Here is a 25,474-nt window from a genome sequence, read left to right as displayed (position 1 = left end):
GTGTACCACCATGTTTGCACAACGAATAGCGAATCTTCCCCCCTATCTATTCGCCCGTATAGACGAGATGAAAGCAAAGAAAAGGGCTGAAGGGGTTGACGTCATCGATCTTGGAGTCGGAGACCCGGATCTTGCAACTCCGCCCCATATCGTCGATGCTCTCATTGATGCCGCAAAAAACCCTGATAATCATCACTACCCTTCGTACCTGGGGATGGCGGCATATCGGCAGGCGGTTGCAGGCTGGTATAATAAACGGTTTGGTGTAGATGTTGATCCTGACTCACAGGTCATATCCCTCATAGGTTCAAAGGATGGGGTTGCCCATATCCCTGAAGCACTCGTCGGTCCGGGAGATTATGTCCTGGTTCCAAGCCCCGGATATCCGGTCTATAGTACCGGAGCACTCTTTGCCGAAGCAAAGACGTATGAGATGCCGCTCCTCAAAGAGAACGGGTTTCTCCCTGATCTTGACGCCATCCCAAATAATATTGCTAAAAAATCAAAACTGATGTGGATAAACTACCCGAACAACCCCACATCTGCCATTGCTCCCCCGTCATTCTACCAGGAGGTTGTCGAGTTTGCACGGGAACATGGTATCGTCGTCGTCAGTGACAATGCCTACTCTGAGATCTCTTTTGACGGATACAAGGCCCCCTCTTTCCTTGAGACTGACGGAGCAGAGGAGGTCGGAATTGAGATGCACTCCCTGTCAAAGACCTACAACATGACCGGATGGCGGATTGGTATGGCGGTTGGAAACAAGGAGGTTATCCGTGGCCTTGGTATTGTCAAGACCAACATCGATTCCGGGGTCTTTAATCCGGTTCAGTATGCAGCCATTGCAGCCTTGGAAGGTCCGCAGGACTGTGTTGCAGAGGCATGCAAAATCTACCAGGAACGCCGGGATGTTCTGGTGAGCGGACTTAAAAAACTCGGGTTTGATGTCACGACACCAAAGGCAACTTTTTATGTCTGGATGAGTGTTCCTGACAGTATCTCCTTTGCAGCACGGATGCTGGACGAGACCGGTATTGTCGTAACCCCTGGTGTCGGGTTTGGAAAATCCGGTGAAGGTTATGTCAGGTTTGCAATCACCCGCTCAGTTGACCGGATAAAAGAGGCAGTAGAACGGATGGGCGAGGTGAAATGGTGAATCTTCCCCCTCATCTTTCCATCAAAAATCAGCACCTGATGATCGATGGGTGTGACACGGTTGAACTGGCATTCAAGTACGGAACTCCCCTGTATGTCACCGATGAAACAAGGATTCGGGATAACTACCGGGGATATGTATCTGCCCTGTCAGATCATTACCCGCATATCCGGGTGCTCTATGCTGCAAAGGCAAATGGAAACCTCAATATTATAAAGATCCTAGCCCAGGAGGGTGCAGGAGCAGACGTCTTCTCATCCGGAGAACTGCACATGGCCCTTCTTGCCGGGATGAAACCGGAACACCTGCTCTTTAACGGTTCATCCAAGACCGAGGCAGATCACCGGCTGGCAGTCGAGAAGGGTGTCCGGGTATCCCTTGACTCACTGGATGAGCTGGCCCAGCTTGACCGGATCGCAGGTGAAGCAGGAAAGGTTGTTGAGGTATCCTTCAGGGTAAATCCGGCAATAGATGTCCCGACACACCCGAAGATAGCAACCGGCCTTGCAACATCGAAATTCGGCATTCCGGCAGCAGAGATTACCGATGCGTATGCAGCAGCCCTTGCCTGTAAGAACGTTGTCCCGGTCGGTATCCACTGTCATATCGGCTCACAGATCCTTGACGTTGAACCCTTTGCAAAGGAGGCACAGGTCATGATGGAGGTTGTCGAGGAACTCCACCGGATGGGTGTGAGGTTTAAATTCGTGGACCTTGGCGGTGGCCTTGGGGTTGCGTATGATCATTTCGGCCCTGATGCACCAACCTTTGCCAGCTATGCCAATGCCGTTATGCCGGTCTGCACGTCAGTCCTTAGACGGCTCGGTATTCAGCCTGAGATCTGGATTGAACCAGGCCGGTCCATGGTCTGTGACTCAACCGTTCTTCTAACAAAAGTGAACTCGGTTAAGAAGGCACACAAGACCTTTGTGAACGTGGATGCAGGGTTTAATCTTCTCATCCGTCCGGCCATGTATGACTCCTACCATGAGGTGCTCGTGGCAAACCGTGCTGATGAAGAGCCGGCAGGGACCTACACGGTCACCGGGCCTATCTGTGAGACCGGAGATATCCTTGCTCATGATCGGAAGCTTCCCGGTGTCGTTGCAGGTGACCTTATCGCCGTCCTTGACGCCGGAGCCTATGGGTACTCGATGGCATCCCAGTATAATGGGAGGGGCCGGTGTGCAGAGGTGCTGGTCAGGAAGGGACAGGCAGAACTGATGCGAAGGGCAGAGACCATTGATGATCTGATGGCAAACCTCGAGACCCCTTCATGGCTCAGATAATGCCGGAGTGAACCGGTGGTCAGGTATCACTATGCCCTGGTCGACGACCTGATCAGCAGGGAAGAGTTCGACCGTCTGATAGAGAAGAAGATAGCTGACTGTGGAAACCTCGCAGATGAGACCACGGCAGCCCTGCTGGTAGTAAAAGATCTTGGCCGGTCCCATGTCAAGATTCGAGGTCTGCGGGGGAAGTCCTCCCTCTTCTGTTTTTATGCAAAGATCATTGCCTTCTCTGGTGTCAGGGAGTTTGACCGCCCTGAGGGGGAGAAGGGTTTGGTTGCACGACTGACGGTGGCAGACGAGACCGGACAGGTTGAACTGGTCTTCTGGGATGAGCAGGCTGCAGCCCTTGAAGAGACCTTTGAGATAGGCGACGTGGTCGAGATCATCGGCCGGCATGGAAAATCCATCCGGGAGATTATGCCGCTGAATTTGCGGAAAACCTGTGTGGACATCGATTGTGTGATGGAGGTGAAAGAGCGGAAGGCCCCTGAGCGCACAGACCTGCACCTTCTCGTCATCAGTCTTGCCGAGCCCCGTCCCTTTACCCGCCGGGATGGTACCAGCGGCGAGATGGTGAGTGGTCTTGTCGGTGATACAAACGGGACTGCACGGTTTATCTGCTGGGAGCCTGCCCTGTTATCTGGAATATCTCCGGGGATGGCTGTATCGGTGACCGGTGCCCTGACGAAGGAGGGAGACTATGGAGGACGGGAGATTGTGTGTGATGAAGAGACCTTCATCGCCCAGGCAGATACATCCCCAGATATCCCGGTAACAGCGCTTGATCATATCGCTCCTGAAACGAGCTGTACTGTCCGGGGCACAATAACAAAGATCCTGCCGGCAAAACCCTTTACCAAGCGGGATGGAACAACGTCCTTTGTCCGTAACCTCCGGTTTTCTGATGGAACTGCCGATGTCCCTCTGGTTCTTTGGGATGTTGAGGCAAAACGAACGCTCCTCCCCGGTGAGACGATCATACTCTATAATGCCTATACAAAAGTTGGAAGATCCGGTGAAATTGAGGTCTCTCTAGGGAGAGGGGGCGCTCTCACCGTTATTCCCGATAAGGAAGAGCCGGTCAGGATTGAAGGATGGATACTGCATGTACCGGAGGGGATAGTCATTACAAACCGGGAGGGATCATGGCTGGTGGAGACCCGTCTCCCCCATGGGTCACATGTCATTATGACCGGTCGGGCGAGTGGAAAAAGGGTCTTCTGCGAAAGTGAAGAGGTGGTAAAAGAAGACCTTGAAGGGTTGAAGAATGCGGTTTCCTCCTTCATACGGTCGTTTTCATAAATGCCATTTTCACTTTCACCCCGTTTATTTTAGACTTAAATACCCCTCGCTGCCACCTGTATGATGAGGAAACTACTATGGCAGCAGAAACATACAAACTTGAGGACATTCCCGGTGTCGGACCAACCACTGCAGAAAAGCTCCGTGAAGCCGGGTATGAGTCAGTGGAAAAGATTGCACAGGCAACTGCAACCGAACTCTATGATACTGCAGAGATCGGGGAAGCAACCGCCCGCAAGATGATCAAGTGGTGTACATCCCAGATAAACCCTGGTGCAGAAGGTTCCACTGATGCTTCGTCCGCACAGAAGGAAGATTCGACACATATGCAACAGCGGAGACTGGATATTGAGGATATTCCGGGCGTCGGCCCGGCAATTGCAGAAAAGTTACGGGATGCTGGATTTCTTACCGTTGAAAGCATAGCAACATCCCTTCCTGCAACCCTTGCAGAGGCGGCTGAACTAGGAGAGGCAACTGCAAAGAAGATGATCAAGTGGTGCCGGGACCAGGCAGATATCGGGGGATTCAAGACCGGTACTGATGTCTTTGAGCAGCGTCTGAAGGTCAAGAAGCTGCGGACCCTTGTTCCGGAGGTAGACGAACTCCTTGGCGGAGGATTTGAGACCCAGGCTATCACCGAGATGTACGGTGAGTTTGGTTCTGGGAAATCCCAGATTGTTCACCAGATGGCAGTGAACGTCCAGCTCCCGGAGGAACTTGGCGGTTTGAACGGTTCGGTCATCTACGTGGATACGGAAAATACCTTCAGACCTGAACGTATTGAGCAGATGGTGAAGGGTCTTGAGATAGAGGGTGCAGATCCACAGGAATTCTTAAAGAATATCCACGTTGCCCGTGCCCAGACATCTGATCACCAGATGCTCCTCATCGAGACATCCCGTGAGCTAGCAGAGGAACTAAAAGCTGCAGGAAAGCCGGTCAAACTCGTGATCGTGGACTCACTCACCGGCCTTTTCAGATCAGAATATGCAGGTCGTGGCACCCTTGCAGAACGCCAGCAGAAACTGAATCGTCATATGCATGACATCTTCAAGCTCTGCGACGAGTACAATGCTATAGGCCTCGTGACCAACCAGGTCCAGTCCAATCCGGCAGTTTTCTTTGGTGACCCGACAAAACCTATCGGAGGAAATATCGTCGGCCATACCGCCACCTTCCGGGTATACCTGCGAAAAAGCAAGGGCGGAAAGCGTATCTTCCGGCTGGTTGACAGTCCGAACCTGCCGGAAGGGGAAGCAACGTTCCTGGTGGAAGAGGGCGGTCTTCGGTCCTGCTAGGTCCACAATTATAGGAGTATAATAGGAGTGCATCTGTGTTACGGGGAGTGATAACCGATATCGATGGAACACTGACTGATGAAAAGCGCAGACTTTCGACTGCTGCCATAGAGACAATACGAAAGCTTCAGGAGGGTGGTATAGAGGTGGTGCTCTCATCAGGCAACACCTCCTGTCTTCTCAAGGGGCTATGCAAACTCATTGGCACCGGCGGAACCTTCATCGGCGAGAATGGCGGTGTGTACCGGATCGGGTTTCAGGGTTCCATGCAGGTTATGGCAAACCGGGATATTGCGGTAAAGGCGCTGAACCTGCTGGAAGAATACTATGGGAAAAAAGGCATCCGTCTTGAGCTCTACTCCCACCAGGAGCGGTATTCGGATATTGCGTTTGCCCGTGAGGTACCGGTTGAAGAGGTCAGATCCCTTCTTTCAGGCTGGCCGGTAGATATCATGGACACTAACTTTGCCATCCATATTCACGAGGCCGGTATTGATAAAGGAAGAACATTTCACATCGTTGCAGAGCAGCTGGGTATAAAGCCTGATGAGTTCCTTGGCATTGGAGACTCGGAGAATGATATCGGGATGATTAAGGCTGCAGGAACCGGCTGCTGCGTTGCAAATGCTCAGGAAGATGTACGGAATATCTCTGATTATTGCTCATCAGTTCCGTACGGCGAAGGCTTTGTTGAGATAATGAGGATGTACTTTCCTCACATTCTGGCAAGGTAACGATCTACCACAATAAAGTCTTTTATGTCCCTGACGGCTTCGAAAGGGATAAGCATCCGGTCTCCGTCCAGGGTATATCCGGTTGTATCAAAGGACTGATCAGGCTCTAGCACAAGGTCTGTGATCAGGCCTGTATCAAAATCTACCATCAGATTGCGAAGTGATCCGATTGCTTTCCCGTCATTGGTCACGATCTGTTTCCGTGAGAGCGTGCGGGCAAGTATGGACTTCATATATCAGATTTCGGTCGTATCCAATAATAAATCTCCCGATCAGATACCGATGTCTCCGGTTATCGTCCGGGTTTTATACCGGTCTGTTTGAGGGCTTTTTCTATCGACCAGTACCCCCGATCAAATTCCTCTTGTAATTGCTGGTTTACTTCTTTCTGTGAAAGGCTGGTCTGGTTCAATTCGTTATATCTTTTCCGAAGCTGCTCTGTCTCTTCCGGATTCCAGGCTTTCCGGGTTCGTTTCCTGCTGGGTTCTTTCGGGGTCTGTGCGGTATCAAGAAGAAATCCGGGGACTACTGCCATCATCTCATCAATCTTCGCATCATACATGACCGGTGAGATTTCAAACCCGGTTGCTCTCCGCAGGAGTCCGATTGCAGTCTTTGCGGTTGAGAACCCCCCAAGGAAGAGATCACACACGAGATCACCCTCATTGCTGCTATACTGGATGATCTTACTTAAAAGAGCGGTCGGGAGTTCATTTTTATTCTTTACTTTCCCTGGTTTATACTCCCGGTTGATGATCCAGACATCCTCGCGATCCTGGTAATTAAGCGATCCCCCGTTCTCATCCTTTTCAGAGAGGGAGAACCTGCATTCGGTGTTAAAGGTCCGCTTCCCCCCGGGCTTTGCATAAAAGAGGATATGGTAATGTGATGAGACATACTTCAGGCTGGTAAATACCCCGAAATTATATCGCCAGATGATATGGTTTACCTCTTCAAGGCTGGTTTCATAGAGAGCATTGAGAATATGTCGAAGGTGGGTATATCCGGAGACGATATAAAGAGAACCACCTGGCCGGAGGATTCGTTCGGCCTGTAAAATCCAGTCTCTGGTGAATGATTCGTACTCCTCCGCCGGGATCTCCACATATCCGTCGGTGACAAATGATTCGTCCCGGTTATAGTGCCGGTGGAGTTTGTCCCCTTCAATCCCGTACGGGGGATCGGTGATGATGAGATCAACAGTGTTGTCAGGAATGAGCGCTGCCCCTTTTATGCAGTCGCCATTGTAAAAAATGCCATGAGATGTCGTAAATGAACGCATATATCCCCGGTTAGTTGGTCGGTAGTGTCCGGAAGATGTCAGACTGTGTCAGAATACCTACCGGCCGGTTCTCTTCAAAAACCACGAGCCTCCCGATTGAACGCTCCTTGAACTTTCTGATAACTTCATACAGCTGGACTGATGCATCGGCATAGACCACGTCTTCGGTCATGACCTCACAGACCCGGGTGTCCAGGGGCAGGTCCTGCTCAATGGCATGAAGGATGTCAGACATGGTTACGATGCCACGGAGAAATCCTCCGTCCATAACCGGGGCTCCATGGATATGGTGGGTATTAAAGAGTCTGATCGCTTCTTTCAGGGTATTTTTGGTCGAGAGCATCTTGATGGGCGTTGTCATGTAGTCCCTGATGGGTTTTTTCGGTAACGACACCATCTCAAGGATTGATACAATCAATGCAGGTTCGTTCTCATCCTTCCCGAAGACTTCGCCCTTTATAAGAAGTTTATTGACCGGGGTTGGTCCGATGGTGATGATATCGCCATTATTGAAGAGTTTCACGCTGCCGATGATCCGAATCTGGGCATGACAGATATCGGCATGAGAGAGGGTGGTAAAGATGATCTCCCCGACCTTTACACCAGGAACAATCTCGCCATCGCGGGAGATCTTCACCTCATATGCTTCACCGTCATGTTTCAGATGTAACTCCTTGTATGCAAGTGATGTCGGGTGGTACCCGCCTTTTGGGCCAGGGATACCATCAACAAGTCCGATTGCCTTGAGTGCCTGCATCTGGTTTCGGACCGTACCCGGATTGCGTAAGATGATGTCGGCTATCTCCTCTCCTTTAATGGGGAGAGATTTTTTTTCATACAGGCTGATAAGCGTAATCAGGATGTCGTTTTGAATCGGAGATAAATCCATGGTTATATGCTCATGTATGCCGTATCTTGTCACATTTTAGTTGGAGAGCGGTACAAATATCTGTCCCGATGGGATATGTCCCAAGACCGGCTGATCAGGTCTATCAGATTTTATTGCGTGTATCTACATGATAAATCATGATGGTTCTGTTCGGGTGTTACGAACAAATAAAGAATTATTAAGAACTTTTCAGAGTTATTTCTACTTCAATAATGGGGTCGCGTCCATACTGTTCATTTTAGATCCATCTTATTTCAAATGCGGTATGCTGTTTTTCTGTTGATTACCGTTGCGATCCTTTGTGTAGATTTTGTATTAGTAACTCGGATAAACTGAGTTCTTCTCTCCTTCGCACAAGGATTATTTATTTTGAGGAAAGAGAAGTGAGCATGGAACCAAAACGGTTGTACCGGTCCAGAAAAGATAAGATCCTCGCAGGAATATGTGGAGGTATCGGAAAATATCTTGATATCGACCCGATCATCATCAGACTTATCTTCATCGTCCTGTTACTCACGGTTGGATCCGGCATACTGATTTACCTGATCGCCTGGATTCTCATTCCATTAGAACCTGAAGATGCTGAGTTTGTTGTAAAAGAGTAAAAAGTGGAAAAAGATTTTTGTCATCCGGGTTTGGGCTGTTATATGAATTCATGAGATGAAGGGTATGTCTTGATAACGGGATCTTCTCTTCATTTTTCCATAGTCACAAAGGTTCAGATATCATATTCAGGGCAGTCAAGGCGGAATCCTTTGTCATATGCTTCATTCATCTTATCCTTTCTTCCAAGAGCTTTGAGAGCATGGCCTTTCTTTCTCCACAAATATCCTTTTCCAGGCCGCATCTGTATTGCCTTTTCGAAGGCTGACAGAGCCTCTTCAAATCTGCCCAGTTCGATGAGTATATCTCCCTGCTGTTCCCAGATCCCCGGATCATCAGGATTTATCAGGCCTCCCTGCTCAAATGCTTCCAATGCTTCCTGATATTTTCCTGATTCGAAGAGGGCAAAACCTTTCGATATCCAGGCTGCTGCATGGTTCTGATTATTCTGAATAACTTGTTCAAATGTACTGATTGCCTCTTCAAAACGGGTTAGTTCTATGAGAGCACGACCTCTGTTCATCAGGGCATCAGGATCTGCAGGGCATAGTTTTAGTACCTGTTCATAATCCAGAGCTGCGTTCTGATTTTATTGCATCGCTCTTTGTTTGAAGGCTCCTAATTCTGTGGTGGCATATGCAGAGGGGAGTTAGTATATACCTGTACGCGTATACATACGGGTGAAATATCGTGAGTTTTGAAAAAATCCCTACCGTTCCCACAGCAGATGAAGTGCTTGACCGGGCACTTCGTCGTGCTGCAAAAAAGATGCGGGAGAAACCAAATAAAAAAAGAGCGAGTGTTGAGTTTGTTGAAGCTGCCTACCTCTCGGTCCATGATAAACTGGTTTCAGTCATCCAGTCCTTTCCTACGTTATCTGAAGAGCCCCAGTTTTACCAGGATATTGTTGAAATTCTCTGGACCACTGATCGGCTGAAAAAATCCCTGGGTGCTGTCGGCTGGGCTGCCCGATGGTCCAAGGATCACCGGGGCGGTCTTGCAAAGGATGTCAGGTACTCTTCAGAAGAGAACTCAATTGCAGCACGAAAAAAGGCAATCGCCCGTCTCTCATCCGTAGTTCACCAGATTGAAGATGACCTCCTGTTTTTGAATGATGTCCGGAATGTTCTTCGAAAACTGCCTACCGTTGAGGATGTTTTTACCATCGTGGTTGCCGGATTCCCAAATGTCGGGAAATCATCATTTATCCGAAGGGTCTCCTCAGCAGAGCCTGAAGTTGCCTCTTATCCCTTTACTACAAAAGGAATCATCGTCGGCCATTATTACCACCGACATGAGAAGGTTCAGCTCATTGATACGCCCGGTGTCCTGGATCGGCCTGGTATTGAGCGAAATGCCATCGAACGGCAGGCATTATCGGCAATTGTGAATATTGCGGATGCCCTCCTCTTTATCCTTGACCCAAGTGCCCATTGCGGCTATCCTCTGGAAGAACAATTAAGGCTCCTTGAGGAAGTAAAAGGCCTTGTTCAGGTACCGATTGTGGTTGTCGCAAACAAGGCGGATCTCACAAGCATTCCTGAATACCCATCCATGTCCACCGGGAGTGGTGAAGGAGTCCAGGAGATTCTTGATGCCCTGCTCGTCCACAAGGATGAATGGAAACCGAAAAGATCAAAGGAACCTGAAGAACATCAGGTTTGAATCTATTTTTCTCGTTACTCATGTCTGAGTGCGTCAATCGGCCGCAGATCTGATGCTTTCCATGCCGGGTACAATCCTGACAGGATGCTGGTTGCAACACCAAAAATCATGCCATAGGGTATCTGGATAAGGCTGGAGAATGCAAAAAGGTATGATGTCTCCTGGAGCATGATGGCTATTGCTGCATATCCACCAAGAAAACTCAGCACACCACCGATAATTGAGCCTGATACCCCGAGGATCAGGGCCTCATAGATGAACATGCTCCTAACCTCGGCCCGTTTTGTCCCGATAGACCGGAGGATTCCGATCTCCCGGTACCGCTCCATGACAGACATCATCATGACATTAAAGATGGACACTCCTGCAACGATGAGGGAGATCCCTCCGATTGCCATGGTAAAGGTGGATATCCTGCCAAATGTTTCCAAAATGGTCTCAAGGATCGCCTTGGTATCATAGACATTCACCTCGGTCTCCCGCCGGTTTAGTTGTGCATCTATTGAATCCTTGACCTGATCAATATCTTTCAGGTTCCTGACCTTCACGATGACCTGGTCATATCCGGTGACATCATAACAGTCCTTGTACCACTGATCTGATGCGATGATTGCGTAATCAGGGCTGATATCAAATCCCATCCCCCGCTCTGCCAGTATTCCGACTACTCTGACTCCGGCCTCCTCATCACCGACCAGAATCCTGGAGCCGACGGCAAGGTTATTCTCTTTGGCTAATTTTGCCCCGACCATCACTCCCGATGCTCCCCGGAGGAACTGGCCGGACTCAATATTCAGAAGAGTCGGAATATCCTGCGGATCAACCCCGTAGATGGATGCGGCAAGAATCTCACGGCCAATCCTGATGCGGTCTCCTCCAGCATACACGGGTACCACCTCGTTATTCCCCGAAGCACGGCGTATCTGTTCCAATTGCCGATCAGTTATACGCTTGTCGGTCCCGGTGCTGGCCATCCCCTGAAATGAGACATGAGGTGTCACCACGACCGAGTCACCGACATCGGTAAGCGAGTCTGACACGGATAAAACCAGGCTGTTTCCAAGGATGCCCATGGAAGAGATGGCAACCACCCCGATGATGATCCCAATGGCGGCAAGAAGTGACCTGAGCCAGTGGATCTGCAGGTTTCGGACCGCAAGACCGAAAAAGAGTCGGTGACTACTCATGCGTCCTCCGTAATCCTCCCGTCTTCAATCATGATGATCCGGTCTGCATACTCTGCCGTCCGGGGATCATGCGTGACCATGACGATCGTCTTTCCCTGTTCTCTGCAGAGTCTTGTGAGAAGCTGCATAATCGCGGTCCCCGTCTTCGTGTCCAGATTCCCGGTCGGCTCATCACAGAGCATGATCTCCGGATCATTGACAAGGGCACGTGCAATGGCTACCCGCTGCTGTTGTCCGCCGGAGAGTTGCCCGGGCCGGTGGTGCCAGAGATCAGACGTAAGACCGACAGCAGCCAGGACTTCCTTACACCGGTCTGTGCATCCGGTCTCTCCGGTCTTGAGAATAAGCGGGTACTGGACATTTTCAAGTGCATTGAGGAGGAGAATCAGGTTGAACTGCTGGAAGATAAATCCCAGAACATCACGGCGAAGCTCCGTCAGCTGGTCATCGGTCATGGTCCGGATGTTCTTTCCATCGATGATCACGTCACCTGACGTTGGAATGTCAAGACACCCGATCATATTGAGCAGGGTTGATTTTCCTGACCCTGAAGGGCCCATAATGGCAATAAACTCCCCGCGTTGAATTTCAAGTGAGAGATGGTCAAGGGCCACCACATCTCCTGCATCAAGGGGGTAAATCTTGGTGACATCAGTAAAGACGATCACCGGCTGTGTATCCATCTTATCCCCGTGGTCTTCTGCTGTACCAGATAGCACCAATCACTCCCAGTGCAATCACCACAAGACCACCGATGATAACCGGTGAAAATCCTTCTTTATCCTGTTTTGGTTTGGGACCGGTTCTTTCCCCGAGTTCGACCAGGGTATCTGAAGAGAACTCATTCCCGTCATTATCCTTAAAGGATGTCCGGAGCGGTACTTCGGTGACATTTCCATCTGCCCTGAAGGTCACTTCAAAACTTGCAAAGTCATCAGGTTTGAGTGCACCAACGGCATAGACCTTGAACGGAAATACCGGGACCGCTGGCTCTGCGGAGGTTATCACGACTGCATTTGCTGTTTCAAGCCCGGAGTTTGTAACATCGCCAGTCACCCGGTAATAATCCTTTTTGGTATCAACCTGCACATTTGAAAGGACGGTATCTGCCTGTTTTCTGCTCTTCTTTCCGGTCTCGACCGGTAACGTGTATGAGACCTCATGCTGGTTTATGCCATTCTGATACTGGACAATAAATACAATCGGTGAATCTCCGTATGGCGTTACCGAGAAGGGGATATCTACCGAACTGTCCGCAGCAAGGACGCCGGAGAAGTATGATGTCGGTGTTATCTCATGTTCCCCTGCCTGTGGTATCACCGTAACACCGGTGACCTGATTATCACGGGGATTCCCGACATGAATGGTCAGATCTTCTTTCTTTCCTGATACAAAGGTCTCCGGCTTATTCAGAACCGATACCTCAAGGGGATTATCCTGGACCAGAACCCTGAACGGATACCGGAGAAAGTTTGCATCCCTGAAATCCACCGAGAAGATGGGGTAAAATATACCGGGTGCCCCCCCGGCCTGGAGCGTGTAGGTAAAACTCATCGTGTTTCCGGCACCAATGGCACCTACTTTCCCATAACTGTCAGACAGTACTTTGAACTCTTTGGAGAGCATCTGTGCACTGGATATGGCCACACTCTTCGTCCCGGTATTTGCAAGCGTAATGGTTACCGTTGCGGTGTCATAGGGCATGAGAACAGCCGGGTCAATGGAGAGGTTGATCACCTGTATCTGTGCTGCTGCTGCTTCATTCTCCGGGAGAAGTTCTGCGGTACTGATGGATACGAGAAGGAGACTAACAAAAAACAGGATGATTATTGTCTCTGCTCTCATACCGGTCCCCCGGTGAAGAGCAGGAGGCTTGCGAGGGTGTAGGCAGCATAGATGAGTATCGGAAGTCCTGCGACGATGAGGGCTTTTTTTGCCGGAAGCCCACAGCAGGTCTCTACGCCGATTGACCAGATATTTGCTACCCAGATGAGGAAGATGATGGTGACGATGGTTGAGATGATGCTGAATTCATGAAGAGCCGGGTCCAGCATCATGGACATTGCTGCCTGGCTGATCTCTTCCGGATTGGTTGACCGGATGGGGCTGATATCTGCCTGAGGGATATAATATCCGCTCAGGAGAAGTGTGATGATGGTTGCAAAGACGAGAGGAACCATTCCATAGCCACAGATCTCCATGACCCGCTTGAATGTCCCGGTACCCTGCATGACCTTCTGCAGTCCAAAGAGGATCACTGCTGCAACCAGCCAGATGATAAAGGATGAAAAGAATGTTGATATTGCAGCACTGACTGCAGCGATTGTTGCAAGCCCTTCCATCATTCCAGAGAACAGTTTCCCTGAGAGTTCTCCCATCATATACCCGGTAATCGATCCGACTAGTGCCATCACAAGGATGATAAGGGCGGGAATCTTCAGAGATGGTTCCAATTTACAAATGGTGCTGAAAAAAGCACGGGGGTTGGTTAAGATTTCCATTATCATAGTTTCTTCTTATGTTGTAGGTTTTATGACCTGTTATGGGTTATTCATCCGGTCCTGTTTCATCATCAAAGAAGAATAGTTCTTCGATGCTGGTATTCAGAATGCAGGCGATATGATGGGCCAGCCGGAGGGATGGATTATATTTTCCTTTTTCAAGAAAAACAATGGTCTCCCGTCTGACGCCTGCTTTCCGGGCAAGATCAGCCTGGGTTATCCCCTGTCTCACCCTGAATTCCTTTATCCGGGTGTACACGGCTCCCCCCTAGTAGACATCACCCTTGTGGTTATAGTAGGTCTGAAAGAGGATGGTGCTGATGGGCATGAGGATTATGAGAATGAGGATGACTGACTCTGCCGGAACCTGCATACCTCCAAGACTAATCGCGGTGGCAAGGAGGATTACCACGATATAGGTCAGGTACCAGGAACAAGCGATACCATATGTCCCGATGCGGAGTGATCGTTCATCCTGCAGACCAAGGTCACCATCCTGCCTTTTCATCCTCCAGTGTAAAAGTAGGAGGACCATACCAAAAACCATCCCCATGGTTGGTGTTGCAGGCAGGAGGGGTGTGGGGGTAAGGAATCCGGCGAATGATATCCCAATGCACAGAACACCCATGATTGCGATGATGCGCCGAACCTCTGGGGAATTGTGTTTTTTCAGTAGATACATAGCTCCAATCCCAAGAGCAATCAGGAGGATCCAGATAAGTGCATCATACGTAAATCCTGATGCCAGGTACGTTCCGATGAGAACGACAATTGCCAAGGCTGCTATGGTAATTTCCAGTGTGATGATGGCGGTCCGGTTCATAATATCACGGTGAGATATTTCTCACATTATGTTAGATATATCCAACTTGTGTGAGATAAATCTAACTCAAGGAGATGATCCAAAAAAACGCATAAAGAGAAAAAAGGTATCAGGTGAAAAACTTTGTAATGGTTTCCTTATCGCATCGGAAAACGAGTAGTAATCAAACAACAATGTTATTGTGAAGAATTTGTTTAAGAGTATTCAGGTCTTCTTCAGCTTCTTCCAGAGAAGAATCAAGGCCGATATTCCGACTTATGAGTTCATCTATCATATCCATTTTGGTTTCAAAACCAGCAATCTCTGCTGCTTTCCCCAAAGAAATTTTTTCCTCACGAAATAGTTCTACCGCTACTGCTCTTTGAATATATACTCCGACCTCATCTGGTCTGATATTGACGAGCCATGGAAACGATTTTGGAAGATCAATGGTGGTTTGAATCAAATCGGGGGCCATAATACAACCATTTATTCTTCTAATAATTTCTCTTGTGAATCATGTTCATTGATGAGGTAGGTTTACAGGTCGGTTTGGTTTCCTGATTTTTTTACATAAATCTCATAAAACTTTCCATCTGACCAGAACAAATAATCCTATAGCACTGGCCGCTAATGCACAAAACATGATAAATAAAAACGCAAAGGGATCATCCTGCAGGGGAAGTGTTACATTCATCCCATAAATGCTCGCAATAAGGGTAGGCAAAGAAATCAGTATTGTAATACTGGTGAGGAGTTTCATCACGACATTGACATTATTATTGATAATCGATGCAAAGGTCCCGGTCATACCCATGATGATCGAGGTATAGATATTCGCCATCTCAAGAGCCTGTTTATTCTCAATCACCATCTCCTCATAGAGATCATGCTCCTCGTCACTCATATCAAGGATACTTGAATAGGAGAACTTCTCAACCATCAGTGAGTTGGACCGGAGCGATGTTGTGAAAAAAACGAGGCTTTTGTGCAGGTTAAAGAGATCAAGGAGCAGGTCATTGGTTGTTGACCGGTGCAGGTTCATCTCAATCTGGCTTGACATCCGGTTGATATCTTTCAGGTACCGAAGGAACCGAAGGGCTGTCCGGTAACAGATCTGAAGCGCAAACCTGGTTCTTGTCCTGGTATCAAAATTTCTGACCCATCCGGAGAGGAACTCATCAAGAACATCTACCTCGGTCAGGGTGACGGTGATGATAACATTCGCAGTCAGGATGATACCAATCGGGAGAGTTATGTAGGGTATTGCTGCCTCTTCAGGTTCACGCCGTGGCGACCTGATAAGAATCAGAATATTTCCTTCGTCCACCTCGAAACGTGCCCGTTCATCAACATCAAGGGGGTCGGTGAAGAACTCAATCCAGACACCAAACTTCTCAACAAGAAGGGATATTTCCTTTTCTGTGGGGTTGACCACCTTGATCCAGCACCCATCCTCCCACGAGTCTACCGGAATCAGACCGTCCTGTGTGGTAATATATGCTGAAATCATGGATCATCCCCACCAGAATAAACGTGATCAGTACTGCAGACTGATGGTATAAATAAAGGTAGGGAGAGTATCGCAGGAGTTTCTGGAACGTGTTTGCGGGGGATGTCAGGATAAGGGGGAGGTTGAACAATCGGTCCGGGTATCTGATTGAGTATACTGGTTTTGGGTTTTTATATACATGGTTCTCTCATCTGTAACACATATCCGATCACACAACTATTGAGTACATTTATGCAGGAATATCCGGTTAAGCGAACTCACATCAAGGTTCTTCCCGAGAATATTACCGCGAAGATAACCGAACATTTTGGCGCCGCTCCTGTAGAGAAAGACGGGTGGTTCACGATCTCATATGGCGCCCTTGAATCCATGCAGGTAAAACTGGGAGATGCAAAAAAATCAATCATCATCGCAACAGTTTCAAAGCAGGGAATTGAAGATGAGCAGGTCATCCTTGATACGAACAAGCGGTTCCGCAGATATCTGGATGATGTGACCGGGTACTCCACCAAGGAACGGGTTAAAAAAGCAAAATCAGTAGAATAAAATCTACTCAATTATTATTGCCGGTTTGAAGGGAAGGGCTGATCCTGCCTTCATATGCTGACAGGCATCGGCGGGTATTACTTCTATCTCGAGTTTTGTATCTTCAGCAAGGAACGCCGATGCTGCCTTAAAGACTGCCAACTCATCAGGCTTATTTGCGATAATCCGGTCCACAAGGTCGGACGGAAGTTTGTGGAAGAGATTTGTGCATTGTTTGACAGCATCTGCTGCTTCCTTACCTCGTGACTTGATCTCCTCGTTCTGCATAACATCCCTGATGACGTTCTTCTTGTCTGGTGCTCCGGCTATAAGCGTCATAATCTCCCATTTCCAGGACGGAGCAACACAGATGGTAACTTTTCTGGGCGGTGTCTTCAGAATTCTAAGGATGGATTCGATGTCCTCAACCGTTCTGACTAAAAGTTCCTCAGCAATCTCTGCGGCATCATCAACAAGAGAAGCATCTGATTCAGGCCAGGGTGCGAATGAGACAAGGCCTTCCCCGATCTCCTTCCAGAGATCCTCGCAGGTGAACGGGATGATAGGAGCAAGGAGCCTGACCCATGTCGAACAGAGCGACTTCATTGCACTCTTCCCTGCAGGATTCTGACCAAGACGGCGTTTATACCATTTCAGGTCTGATTCAAATCCGAAGAAAGCCTCCTGAAGTGCCTGCCTGGTCTGGAAGTTCTCCATCGCTGTAGTGACCAAAGAGATATGGTTCTGCATCCGGGAGACAAGCCACCTGTCAATATCCGTCTCCGGGCCATCTGCTGCAAGTCCGTCCCTGATGGTCTGTGCGAACCGTTCAATCTGTTTCTTCGTGGATGAGACCAGTTCATTTCTCCAGTCAAAGTCCTGCCATGGTTCACCTGAACCTATCAGGAACATCCTGACGGTATCGGCACCAAAGTCATTGATTGCATCCTCAAGCAGGTATACATTCCCCTTGGACGAGGACATCTTCGCCCCGTTTAAGAGGCCCATTCCAAAGACAACCATACCATGGGGGAGACATTCTTTCGGGAATATCGTGCAGTGGTGGAAGAGCTGGAAGGTCAGGTGGTTTGAGATGAGATCTTTTGCAGAGAATCTGAAGTCATACGGGTACCAGTACAGGAACTCCTTTCTCATACCATCGAGGCGTTCCCGCTCCGGAAGTCCTTCAGACTCTTTTCCAAGGAAGATGTAGTCAAAGACCGCCGGTGTCAGGAGAGCAGGATCAATGTGCTTAATCCTGGAGGCTATGGTATAATAGGCCATGTAGATGGTCGAGTCAGAGAGCGGTTCGATAAGCCACTCGGGATCCCATGGCATCTTTGTCCCAAGACCAATACGCCGGGAACAGGCCCAGTCCTTGAGCCAGTCAACGGTCCGGAAAAACTCTGCCCTGACCTCCTGGGGGACGAGCTCCATGTTTTCAAGATGGTCTTTGACCTGCTGTTTCCAGGCTTCATCACTGTATTCAAGGAACCATTGATTATGGAGTACTTTGACAAAGACCCGTGATCCGCACCGGCAGACAACCGGCCGTATGTCAAACTCGTACATAATGCCTGAGTGATGCTTCTCGATCAGAACCCCTGCAATCTCCTCTCTGGCTATTTTGACCGGTTTTCCACCATACTGTTCGTACATCTTTCCGGTTGCATGCTCGGCAGTATAGACAGACTGGGTCAGTTCGACAAGGTTTGGATCATCCTGGTTGATGATATCAGCCTTTTCGACTGCTTCTACCGCGGGAAATTCTCCATACCCCTCAACTGTGATGAGCCCGACCGGTTTGATATCAGTATACTGACCTTTCCGCTGCAGGTCCCGAAGAGCGATATAATCATAGGGTGCATGAGCCGGAACACTCATCACAAGCCCGGTTGCCATATCAGGATCAACAAAGACTGCGGGAAGGATGGGAACCTCCCCACAGAAGGGGTGACTGACTTTTTTTTCTACCAGATCAGATCCTGGAATGGTGCCTATCTCGGCGACCTCATGATCCTGCAGGGCAATCTTCTCCATCGCCTGTCTTGAGAGGATCCACTCCTTTCCGTCAACCCGTGCTCTGACATACTCGACCGTGGGATTGACCCAGAGATTGGTAACTCCATAGATTGTCTCTGGCCTGAGGGTTGCACAGGGGATGAATGCATCCCCGTACTGGAACATGATGAGGGTAAACTTCTGGATCTCAGCCTTGTCTCCCTCAAGAAGGTCATGGTCTCCGACGGGATTTTCACACTGCGGACAGTACCTGACCGGATGGGCACCCTTGTTTACATGGCCTGCTTCCCGGAGATGGTACCATTGCCATTCGATAAACTTACTGTAGGTGGGTTCAACCGTGGTAAACCGTCGTGACCAGTCGATCGAAAGACCTGCCTGGGTCATGACCCGTTCATACTCATTTGAAAAATGGTTGACAATGTTTAACGGGTCGGTAAACGTTTCAAGGACATCCTCCGGAACCCGGTACAGATCCCGGTACAGTTTTATGGCACTCTCATCACGCCTGGCAATACGTTTTGAGATGCCGATAACTGGTGCACCGGTGACATGAAATGCCATCGGATAGAGGACCTCCCGTCCACGCATCCGCCAGAACCGGGCGACAACATCAGGAACGATGTAGGTCCGGCCATGACCGACATGCATGGCCCCACTCGGGTACGGGTAGGCAACGGTCAGATAGAATTTCTTTTTTTCAGAGGGGGTGGCAATAAACACCCCGTCCCATTGTTTCCGAATAGCAGCTTCCAAAGCCTGTGTCTCTTCCGTCATTCACACCCTCACACTGTTTTGAGCCTGATGGGTTCGCCCTCATTATATCTGCGCAGCATCTCCTGGGCGATGGTGCTGTTTTTCGCCAGGTGGATCTCACCAGAGTCATTCACCGTGGCGGTAAAGAGATACTCCCGTCCGGCAAAGACATCCACAATCTTCCCGGTGTTATCCGGAGAGATGATGGAAAGTTGTTTTTTGTCTATTCTGACCTGCAGCCCGTCACCAAGGGTCAGTTCCTCCCGGTCTGGTGATCCTGGTGAGAGGGCCTTTACTTTCTTTGCAAGTTCTGATGATGGTCTGATGTCAATGCCGACGCCGACCTTGTTGACGATTGCAGCGATGTTCTTTCCGCCTTTTCCTATAGCTGCCGGAACATCCCGGTCATCGATATAGACAACTGCCTTTGTAGCAGAGAGCATCTCAACAGTGACCTCGCCACCGGTGTATCGGCCTATCTCCCGCTGGATGTCCCGTTCGGTGATGGACCAGGCATTGGTATCCTCCTCTTCCTCGTCCGGCTCTTCGTCATCAGATGGCTTCTCCTCTACTGGTTCCTCCCGCTGCTCTGCATGCATGACGGTCTCTTCAGGGGGTACATACTTCTCGGAGTTTTCTGGTTCTTCTCCCTCCTCAACCGGAAGAACAATTGTCTCCGTGCCATATCTGAATATCTCAAAGATTGGAAGGTTCGTCTTTACATCTGAAACCGTCGTGACGGGTCTTATCTGCATATCAGAGTCAATGCCCTCCGGGACCTTCATAGAGAAGGCGGTTGAGCAGATCTGGTGTATCTGCCCATCCCTGACATAGATCATGCTGCCAAAGATCTGTGCAAGGACAGAGAAGTCAAGCCGGTCCGCAAATCGCTGGAGTGCCTCATGGGGTGACACGGCATGGATGATTCCGATCATTCCGATGCCGGCAAGTCGCATGTCGGCAAATACTTCAAAGTCCTCGTTTCTGCGAAGTTCATCAAAGATGACAAAATCAGGCCTGACCAGGAGGAGTACGTCCGCGGTATTGGCCATACTCCCGTCAAGGGCAGTATACTGGGTGATCTGGTCTGGAACAAGCATCTCCCGTGGCTGTTCCATGGTTTTGATGATAACCCCTTCATCACAGAGGTAGGTTGCAATAGCCTGGGCAAGGGTGGTCTTTCCACATCCTGGTGGTCCGGTGATAAGAATCCCCGGCTTTTCTCCCCGAAGCATCTGCTTTATGAGATCTGCTTCGGAATAATCATCCAGTGAGAGGTCAACGATCGGCCTGACTGCGGTAATCTCCATCCCGTCAGAGAAGGGACGTCTGGTAATTGATATCCGCATGGATCCTATCTGGACAACCGTAACTCCCCGCTTTTCAATCTCGATAAATCCGTCCGGGTCACGTTTTGCCCGTTCAAGGATCTCCTGGGCGATCATTCGCAGTTCGTACTCCGTGCAGAGCTGGTCACGCAGGGTCATCGTCTCGGTCTTCTGGATGGTTCCTTTTCGTGCAACCGGCTTTGCCCGTTCTTTCAGGTAAACGGCGATGGTATGTTCATCAAAAAACTGGTCTATGGCAAGCGGAGTAAAGTCTTCCACCTGTGGCTTGAGATACAGTACATCAATGCCTTTTGCCTTTGCGACCTCAGACTGGACTACATCACTCGTGATAAACCTGGCTCCGTAATCGATGGCAACTTTCCGGATAAGTGCATCAATTTCACCGCCGCTGGCAAGTTTTACCTGCTCAAGGGTGGGGCGGACACCAACAAATTCTATCGATATTATCCCCTGTTCGGCAAGTTTGCAGAGCTCCTGAAGTTCTGTCAGGCCCGAGAAACCTATTTCTCTTCCCTGGTTTGCCTGGGCCTCAAGTTCAGCAACGACTGCTTCCGGTATTATTATATGGGCTCCGTTATATTCTCCGGTATCAATTAGATTGGTGATGCGTCCGTCTATGACGACGCTGGTATCAGGAACTATTTTCAAATATTTTCACCGGGTTATAATTGGTCATTCATTCCTTTTATTATATACCTTATCTGGCTCAAAAACGCGATCTGATATCTCTTTTCTGGTGATGGGAATCATCAGATCAGTGATATCATGAAAAGGCTGCCCAAGTCTTTATAAATGTGGTTTTTTAGGTATCCTACGACGCGATCAGGGTGAGGAGAGCCATTAAAAAGTCACCAAAGATCATCGCGGTGAGAAACCCTGCAGTGATGGGAATGAGGAACGGAACTCCATAACTGATCCACACGGTCCCGGCTTTCTTATAGAGATCGAGTTCTTTCCGGTATTGAGTTGGGTTTTCTTTAAGGGATTTTGTATACACCCGCTTTCCTCCGGCCAACATGTCTTTGATTGCTGCTCTGACCGGAATGAATGACCGCTGAAGAGTTCCGTCCGTCTCTTCAAAGTGTTCCATGACGATGCCGAACTCATCTGCTATGGTCTCACCTTTGACCGGGTAACCCAGGAAGAGGTAGGGAAGGGGGGCTTTGTTCCCTTTTATGAGGTTTGAAATGAAGAAGGCCACCGGCAAAAGCAGGTTCAGGACGACGGCATTAAAGAGTACAGTGAAGGGAAAGAAGACATAGGGGGGAAAACCAAAGAGCGGATAGCCGGTGAGGGGAACGAACGGGAAACAGGGGACCAGGACCGTGATCAGGATGAGTGCCTTGGTATCTGCCATCCCCATGAGATGAAATCTCGTAAAGAGATAGAATGCGATGACAAAGAAGAGGATCAGGGGAATAAGCGGCATCATATAGGGGAGATCACCTGATGTAATGACCGAGTACCAGAACCATATCAGCATCAATGTACCAACAGCAGCCGCCGGGTACCACATCACCACCGGAACTGCCCGCTCTCTGATATCCTCCCGGCATCCATAGAGGAGGGTGATTAGCAGGATACTAGCGTTGATGAGAAGGGGGAGCATTATCGCGGGGAGTGAGAAAGCATCCATACTCATGATCAGGAGGAAAAAGGATATAGTGATAGTGATTGTAGCGGATTATTTCCGTAATACACCCATGTCAGATAGTCTTGCCGGCAGGTATTCATCCGTCACAAAATCAAGGCCCCGTGCTGCAAATGCTTGCTGCTCTGACTTCAGGTTTAATGCAAGCTGAAGGTTTATTTGTTCTTTCCAATAGTCACCTGCAAACCGGGGATCGGTTAATTCGGCTTTGAGTGCTGCGATATCCTGCTCGGTCAGCAAGTCTGACGGAAGGTCATAATCCCTGATATCTGATGGCTGCACCCCGATGAACCGGGCGGACGGGGTGACGAGAATCTCTGATATATGAGCACTTTTAATCGCCCCATAGGCAACACTTGCAAAGATTCGGTATGACCAGGGATCACCATCGGTAAATACTGTGACCGGAAGCTGAAACTCACTGGCCAGCCGGTTGAGGACTCTCCGGGTTGATCGTGCCGGTTGTCCTTTCAGGTGTACAAGGATGGCCTGGTACTTCTCGTCAAATCCGTTCTCGATGAGACGGGCATACATACCACCGGTCTCGATGGCTATAACCATCTGTGCATCATGCTCGACAAATTCGAGGGAATCAACATTGGTCGGTATCTGGTATCCTGACTCTCCGATATCATCCTGGCAGTGCAGTTCTCTGGTGCCTCGTCTTGTGTCTTCCCGGATTCTGAGCGGACCAAAGATACTTGCACCGTCCTCTTCAGGGCGCAGGTGAAAGTGCTCACGCTGGACATCGGTCAGGATCTCAAGGTCTTCCACCAACAGATTTGAGTCGTTTTGTGCAGCAAACTTTGCCCGCTTCCAGCCTTCTGATATGTAATATAACTCTCTGAGTGTTGATGACCGGTTTTCTGTTATCTGATGTTTTAAAAACCAGATGACATATGCCATCTTGAGGATGTGTAGGGCACTCTTCTCTGTTCCAGCCTCCCGAAGCCGTTCCCGGTCGCCGTACTTCCATACCTCGGCCTCTTCATCATAGGCGATGTTTCGTTTTGTCCGGGTCGGCATGGTGATGGAGGGGAGTTCGCCCCTGGTCATCTGCTCGTACCACTTTTCCGGGATGGCAAGTAGTCGTTTGAGGGTATGCTCCCTGATGCTCTCCTTATGACCGGTCAAGATCTACCACCACTTTCTTCTTTTCATCAACACCCCTGATGTCAATCATGCCATTTCCGGTCCCGGTATACCTGAGCTGCCAGTTTTCCCCACCGGCAAGCCGCATCTGCCAGACCGCGGACTTATCTGTTCCCATCTCTTCAACAAAGACAGCAGGGGGATCTGCGGTGCTGACATCATCCGGGGTTATGAGATAGAGGGTCAGATCAAGGGCATGGGAGGTATAGTTCTGAATAGATACGTTCACGGTCCCATTATCGGTCCATTTCTTTGTAACCAGCCGTCGCATGATCTGACCTTCAATCGGGGTGATATCAGGGACCGGCTTTTCGATGGTCTCAGCAACCTTTGTTGCAATCTCGGGTATGATGGCACAGATTGCCCGGGCACGCTCTTCTGAGAGCCTGCTTTTGTCCCTTCGTGAGAGGAAGGTCTTGAGATCCCGCCCGAGTTCTTGCAGTGCAAGGGTAATCTCCCGTTCAATCTCCGGTATGGACGCTATGGCATCCTTACTTTCACTGGTAAAGGGAACATTGGTTGAGGCAACATGAACCAGGATAAGGACCGGCCCGGTTGGGAGCCCTGACTGGCTGATATTATAGGTCCGCCAGTTTACCGCACTGATGCATCCGGTGATGGCGCAGGCACCCTGCTGGTACATAAGGGGAACCCGGTTTGCAAACCGCATGATCCGGGCATTTCCTTCAGCGTCCAGTTTACCTCCATATCCAAGGGCAGCCTCGACGATGAACGGGTGACCATGGTATACGCTTGCCGGTCGTGTCCGTGCAGAACAGAAGTCAAACTGGAACTCTTTTTCAAGACCCTGCCTGATAAGAACTTCCCCGATTGGTGAGAGACACTGGTTTGCAGGCGGGGGCGGGACTTTTACCTGCTGCATTGCTGACTGCAGACGTGCAAGACCATCGGCATCCAGTTTATTGGCTTTCGTCGTCTCTTTCAGCCCTGCCAGCTGGATGATCTCATGAGCAGTCTTCTGACCGACTCTGGAGAAACTATTGATGAGAAATGGTTCAAGTGGCTCTTTGGAACCGGCTGCAATACGTTTGAGTTCTCCAAGTTCCACCCCGTGCGGATGGGGGAGTATGGCCTGCGGAGGGATGATCGGTTCGTCACTGGCCCGGTCAAAGAGGATTGCTTCTCCATCTATCTCCACCCTGATACGGGCATGGGGGTTGACCACCGAAGTATATCGCAGGTATTCGATCAACCTCTTCCTGGCGGTGAGGGAGCTTTTAAACTCTATCTCTATTCTGGTCCCGTGCACCCGGTCCCAGGTGGTCTCTTCCCGTTTCAGGATCTCCGGTTCATTTGTCTCGGTTTTGATCTGGACCAGGAACCGGAACGCCGGACGATCAGATCCGCACCGGGAGATGACAAGGGTTGGTCTGCCACTTGTCAGTTGGGCATAGAGGACGGCGGCGGATATCCCGATACCCTGCTGTCCACGTGACTGCCTGATCTGGTGAAACCGTGAACCATAGAGGAGTTTTCCAAAGACATAGGGAATATTCTCCGGAACGATACCCGGTCCGTTGTCCTCCACGACAACCTTGAAGATATCACCCTCCATCTGGAAGATGCCAAGATAGATATCAGGAAGGACTCCGGCCTCTTCACAGGCATCAAGTGCATTATCAATCGCTTCTTTCACCGTCGTGACAATGCCACGGGTCGGGGAGTCAAAACCGAGAAGATGTTTGTTCTTCTCAAAAAATTCGGCAACACTTATGCTACGCTGTTGTTTCGCAAGGTCATCTGCATGAGCAGGTTTTGGTGATGCCAT

At 49.6% G+C, this 25,474-nt stretch carries 25 protein-coding genes and 1 pseudogene; 9 read left to right on the top strand and 17 right to left on the bottom strand.

Translation table 11 applies throughout. The annotated features are described in order from the left end of the window. The first annotated feature begins 10 nt into the window (after nucleotides 1-10). The 6 genes and pseudogenes from MHUN_RS15380 (at nucleotide 11) to MHUN_RS15360 (ending at nucleotide 5,788) form a co-directional block, all read left to right on the top strand. Nucleotides 11-1,159, top strand: a complete 1,149-nt coding sequence (locus tag MHUN_RS15380) for an LL-diaminopimelate aminotransferase (RefSeq protein WP_011449888.1) — start codon at nucleotides 11-13, stop codon at nucleotides 1,157-1,159. Continuing rightward, nucleotides 1,156-2,448, top strand: coding sequence for a diaminopimelate decarboxylase (gene lysA, locus MHUN_RS15375; protein ID WP_011449887.1), 1,293 nt, complete (start codon nucleotides 1,156-1,158; stop codon nucleotides 2,446-2,448). The genes MHUN_RS15380 and lysA overlap by 4 nt, the downstream gene beginning before the upstream one ends. A 15-nt stretch (nucleotides 2,449-2,463) precedes the next feature. Next, complete coding sequence (locus tag MHUN_RS15370) at nucleotides 2,464-3,753, top strand: OB-fold nucleic acid binding domain-containing protein (protein ID WP_011449886.1); 1,290 nt, start codon at nucleotides 2,464-2,466, stop codon at nucleotides 3,751-3,753. Nucleotides 3,754-3,830: 77 nt separating this feature from the next. Further along, nucleotides 3,831-4,004 (top strand): annotated as a pseudogene (locus tag MHUN_RS18795) (helix-hairpin-helix domain-containing protein); the annotation flags it as partial. 75 nt (nucleotides 4,005-4,079) lie between these two features. Beyond that, entirely contained in the window at nucleotides 4,080-5,054 is a 975-nt protein-coding gene (radA, locus tag MHUN_RS15365) for a DNA repair and recombination protein RadA (RefSeq protein ID WP_048068103.1), read from the top strand. A gap of 35 nt (nucleotides 5,055-5,089) precedes the next feature. Then, nucleotides 5,090-5,788, top strand: coding sequence for a phosphoglycolate phosphatase (locus MHUN_RS15360; protein ID WP_011449884.1), 699 nt, complete (start codon nucleotides 5,090-5,092; stop codon nucleotides 5,786-5,788). Here the strand turns inward: MHUN_RS15360 and MHUN_RS15355 are convergent. Genes MHUN_RS15355 through MHUN_RS15345 form a run of 3 tightly spaced genes read right to left on the bottom strand, consistent with a single transcriptional unit; the run spans nucleotide 5,770 to nucleotide 7,959 of the window. Further along, nucleotides 5,770-6,021 (bottom strand): PRC-barrel domain-containing protein, encoded by a 252-nt coding sequence (locus MHUN_RS15355; protein ID WP_011449883.1) that lies wholly within the window; start codon nucleotides 6,019-6,021, stop codon nucleotides 5,770-5,772. The genes MHUN_RS15360 and MHUN_RS15355 overlap by 19 nt on opposite strands. A gap of 59 nt (nucleotides 6,022-6,080) precedes the next feature. After that, a complete protein-coding gene (locus MHUN_RS15350) occupies nucleotides 6,081-7,070 on the bottom strand; it encodes a site-specific DNA-methyltransferase (RefSeq protein ID WP_011449882.1) in 990 nt (329 codons plus the stop codon). Nucleotides 7,071-7,080: 10 nt separating this feature from the next. Further along, nucleotides 7,081-7,959: a CBS domain-containing protein gene (locus MHUN_RS15345; RefSeq protein WP_011449881.1), complete on the bottom strand. Its 879-nt coding sequence runs from the start codon at nucleotides 7,957-7,959 to the stop codon at nucleotides 7,081-7,083. 389 nt (nucleotides 7,960-8,348) lie between these two features. On the opposite strand from MHUN_RS15345, the gene MHUN_RS15340 reads away from it, so the two are divergent. Further along, complete coding sequence (locus MHUN_RS15340) at nucleotides 8,349-8,564, top strand: PspC domain-containing protein (protein ID WP_011449880.1); 216 nt, start codon at nucleotides 8,349-8,351, stop codon at nucleotides 8,562-8,564. Between the two features lie 113 nt (nucleotides 8,565-8,677). On the opposite strand, the gene MHUN_RS15335 is transcribed toward MHUN_RS15340, so the two are convergent. Then, on the bottom strand, nucleotides 8,678-9,136 hold the full coding sequence (locus tag MHUN_RS15335; RefSeq protein WP_143709537.1) for a tetratricopeptide repeat protein: 459 nt from the start codon (nucleotides 9,134-9,136) through the stop codon (nucleotides 8,678-8,680). Nucleotides 9,137-9,252: 116 nt separating this feature from the next. Between MHUN_RS15335 and MHUN_RS15330 the strand changes: the two genes are divergently transcribed. Beyond that, nucleotides 9,253-10,227, top strand: a complete 975-nt coding sequence (locus MHUN_RS15330) for an NOG1 family protein (RefSeq protein ID WP_011449878.1) — start codon at nucleotides 9,253-9,255, stop codon at nucleotides 10,225-10,227. A 14-nt stretch (nucleotides 10,228-10,241) separates the two neighbouring features. Here MHUN_RS15330 and MHUN_RS15325 read toward each other — a convergent pair whose 3' ends face one another. The 8 genes from MHUN_RS15325 to MHUN_RS15290 form a co-directional block, all read right to left on the bottom strand. After that, nucleotides 10,242-11,414, bottom strand: coding sequence for an ABC transporter permease (locus MHUN_RS15325; protein ID WP_011449877.1), 1,173 nt, complete (start codon nucleotides 11,412-11,414; stop codon nucleotides 10,242-10,244). Continuing rightward, nucleotides 11,411-12,097 (bottom strand): ABC transporter ATP-binding protein, encoded by a 687-nt coding sequence (locus tag MHUN_RS15320; protein WP_011449876.1) that lies wholly within the window; start codon nucleotides 12,095-12,097, stop codon nucleotides 11,411-11,413. The genes MHUN_RS15325 and MHUN_RS15320 overlap by 4 nt, the downstream gene beginning before the upstream one ends. A gap of 1 nt (nucleotide 12,098) precedes the next feature. Beyond that, nucleotides 12,099-13,259, bottom strand: a complete 1,161-nt coding sequence (locus MHUN_RS15315; RefSeq protein ID WP_011449875.1) for a COG1361 S-layer family protein — start codon at nucleotides 13,257-13,259, stop codon at nucleotides 12,099-12,101. After that, entirely contained in the window at nucleotides 13,256-13,915 is a 660-nt protein-coding gene (locus MHUN_RS15310) for a Yip1 family protein (protein ID WP_158498240.1), read from the bottom strand. The genes MHUN_RS15315 and MHUN_RS15310 overlap by 4 nt, the downstream gene beginning before the upstream one ends. 46 nt (nucleotides 13,916-13,961) lie before the next feature. Then, nucleotides 13,962-14,174, bottom strand: a complete 213-nt coding sequence (locus MHUN_RS15305) for a helix-turn-helix transcriptional regulator (protein ID WP_011449873.1) — start codon at nucleotides 14,172-14,174, stop codon at nucleotides 13,962-13,964. 9 nt (nucleotides 14,175-14,183) lie between these two features. Further along, the gene (locus MHUN_RS15300) at nucleotides 14,184-14,738 is read right to left on the bottom strand and encodes a hypothetical protein (protein ID WP_011449872.1); all 555 of its coding nucleotides are present in this window, start codon (nucleotides 14,736-14,738) and stop codon (nucleotides 14,184-14,186) included. A 163-nt stretch (nucleotides 14,739-14,901) separates the two neighbouring features. Continuing rightward, nucleotides 14,902-15,195 (bottom strand): UPF0175 family protein, encoded by a 294-nt coding sequence (locus MHUN_RS15295; RefSeq protein ID WP_011449871.1) that lies wholly within the window; start codon nucleotides 15,193-15,195, stop codon nucleotides 14,902-14,904. A gap of 102 nt (nucleotides 15,196-15,297) precedes the next feature. Next, nucleotides 15,298-16,230: a magnesium transporter CorA family protein gene (locus MHUN_RS15290; protein ID WP_011449870.1), complete on the bottom strand. Its 933-nt coding sequence runs from the start codon at nucleotides 16,228-16,230 to the stop codon at nucleotides 15,298-15,300. A 231-nt stretch (nucleotides 16,231-16,461) separates the two neighbouring features. Here MHUN_RS15290 and MHUN_RS15285 point away from each other — a divergent pair, with 231 nt between their 5' ends. After that, entirely contained in the window at nucleotides 16,462-16,776 is a 315-nt protein-coding gene (locus MHUN_RS15285) for a DUF5611 family protein (RefSeq protein WP_011449869.1), read from the top strand. 3 nt (nucleotides 16,777-16,779) lie between these two features. Here MHUN_RS15285 and leuS read toward each other — a convergent pair whose 3' ends face one another. The 5 genes from leuS to MHUN_RS15260 form a co-directional block, all read right to left on the bottom strand. After that, on the bottom strand, nucleotides 16,780-19,554 hold the full coding sequence (gene leuS, locus MHUN_RS15280; RefSeq protein WP_011449868.1) for a leucine--tRNA ligase: 2,775 nt from the start codon (nucleotides 19,552-19,554) through the stop codon (nucleotides 16,780-16,782). An 8-nt stretch (nucleotides 19,555-19,562) separates the two neighbouring features. Beyond that, on the bottom strand, nucleotides 19,563-21,530 hold the full coding sequence (locus tag MHUN_RS15275; RefSeq protein ID WP_011449867.1) for a PINc/VapC family ATPase: 1,968 nt from the start codon (nucleotides 21,528-21,530) through the stop codon (nucleotides 19,563-19,565). A gap of 163 nt (nucleotides 21,531-21,693) precedes the next feature. After that, nucleotides 21,694-22,518, bottom strand: coding sequence for an A24 family peptidase C-terminal domain-containing protein (locus tag MHUN_RS15270; RefSeq protein WP_048067604.1), 825 nt, complete (start codon nucleotides 22,516-22,518; stop codon nucleotides 21,694-21,696). Between the two features lie 48 nt (nucleotides 22,519-22,566). Beyond that, nucleotides 22,567-23,667 carry a DNA topoisomerase IV subunit A gene (locus tag MHUN_RS15265; protein WP_083758487.1) on the bottom strand — a complete coding sequence of 367 codons (1,101 nt, stop codon included), beginning with the start codon at nucleotides 23,665-23,667 and terminating at the stop codon, nucleotides 22,567-22,569. Further along, a complete protein-coding gene (locus tag MHUN_RS15260) occupies nucleotides 23,654-25,474 on the bottom strand; it encodes a DNA topoisomerase VI subunit B (protein WP_011449864.1) in 1,821 nt (606 codons plus the stop codon). Before MHUN_RS15260 ends, MHUN_RS15265 begins: the two co-directional genes overlap by 14 nt.

Origin of the sequence: Methanospirillum hungatei JF-1, assembly GCF_000013445.1 — an archaeon.
GTDB lineage: Archaea > Halobacteriota > Methanomicrobia > Methanomicrobiales > Methanospirillaceae > Methanospirillum > Methanospirillum hungatei.
The sequence above is the reverse complement of the archived record's forward strand: the minus strand, read 5'-3'. Positions and strand labels throughout refer to the sequence as shown.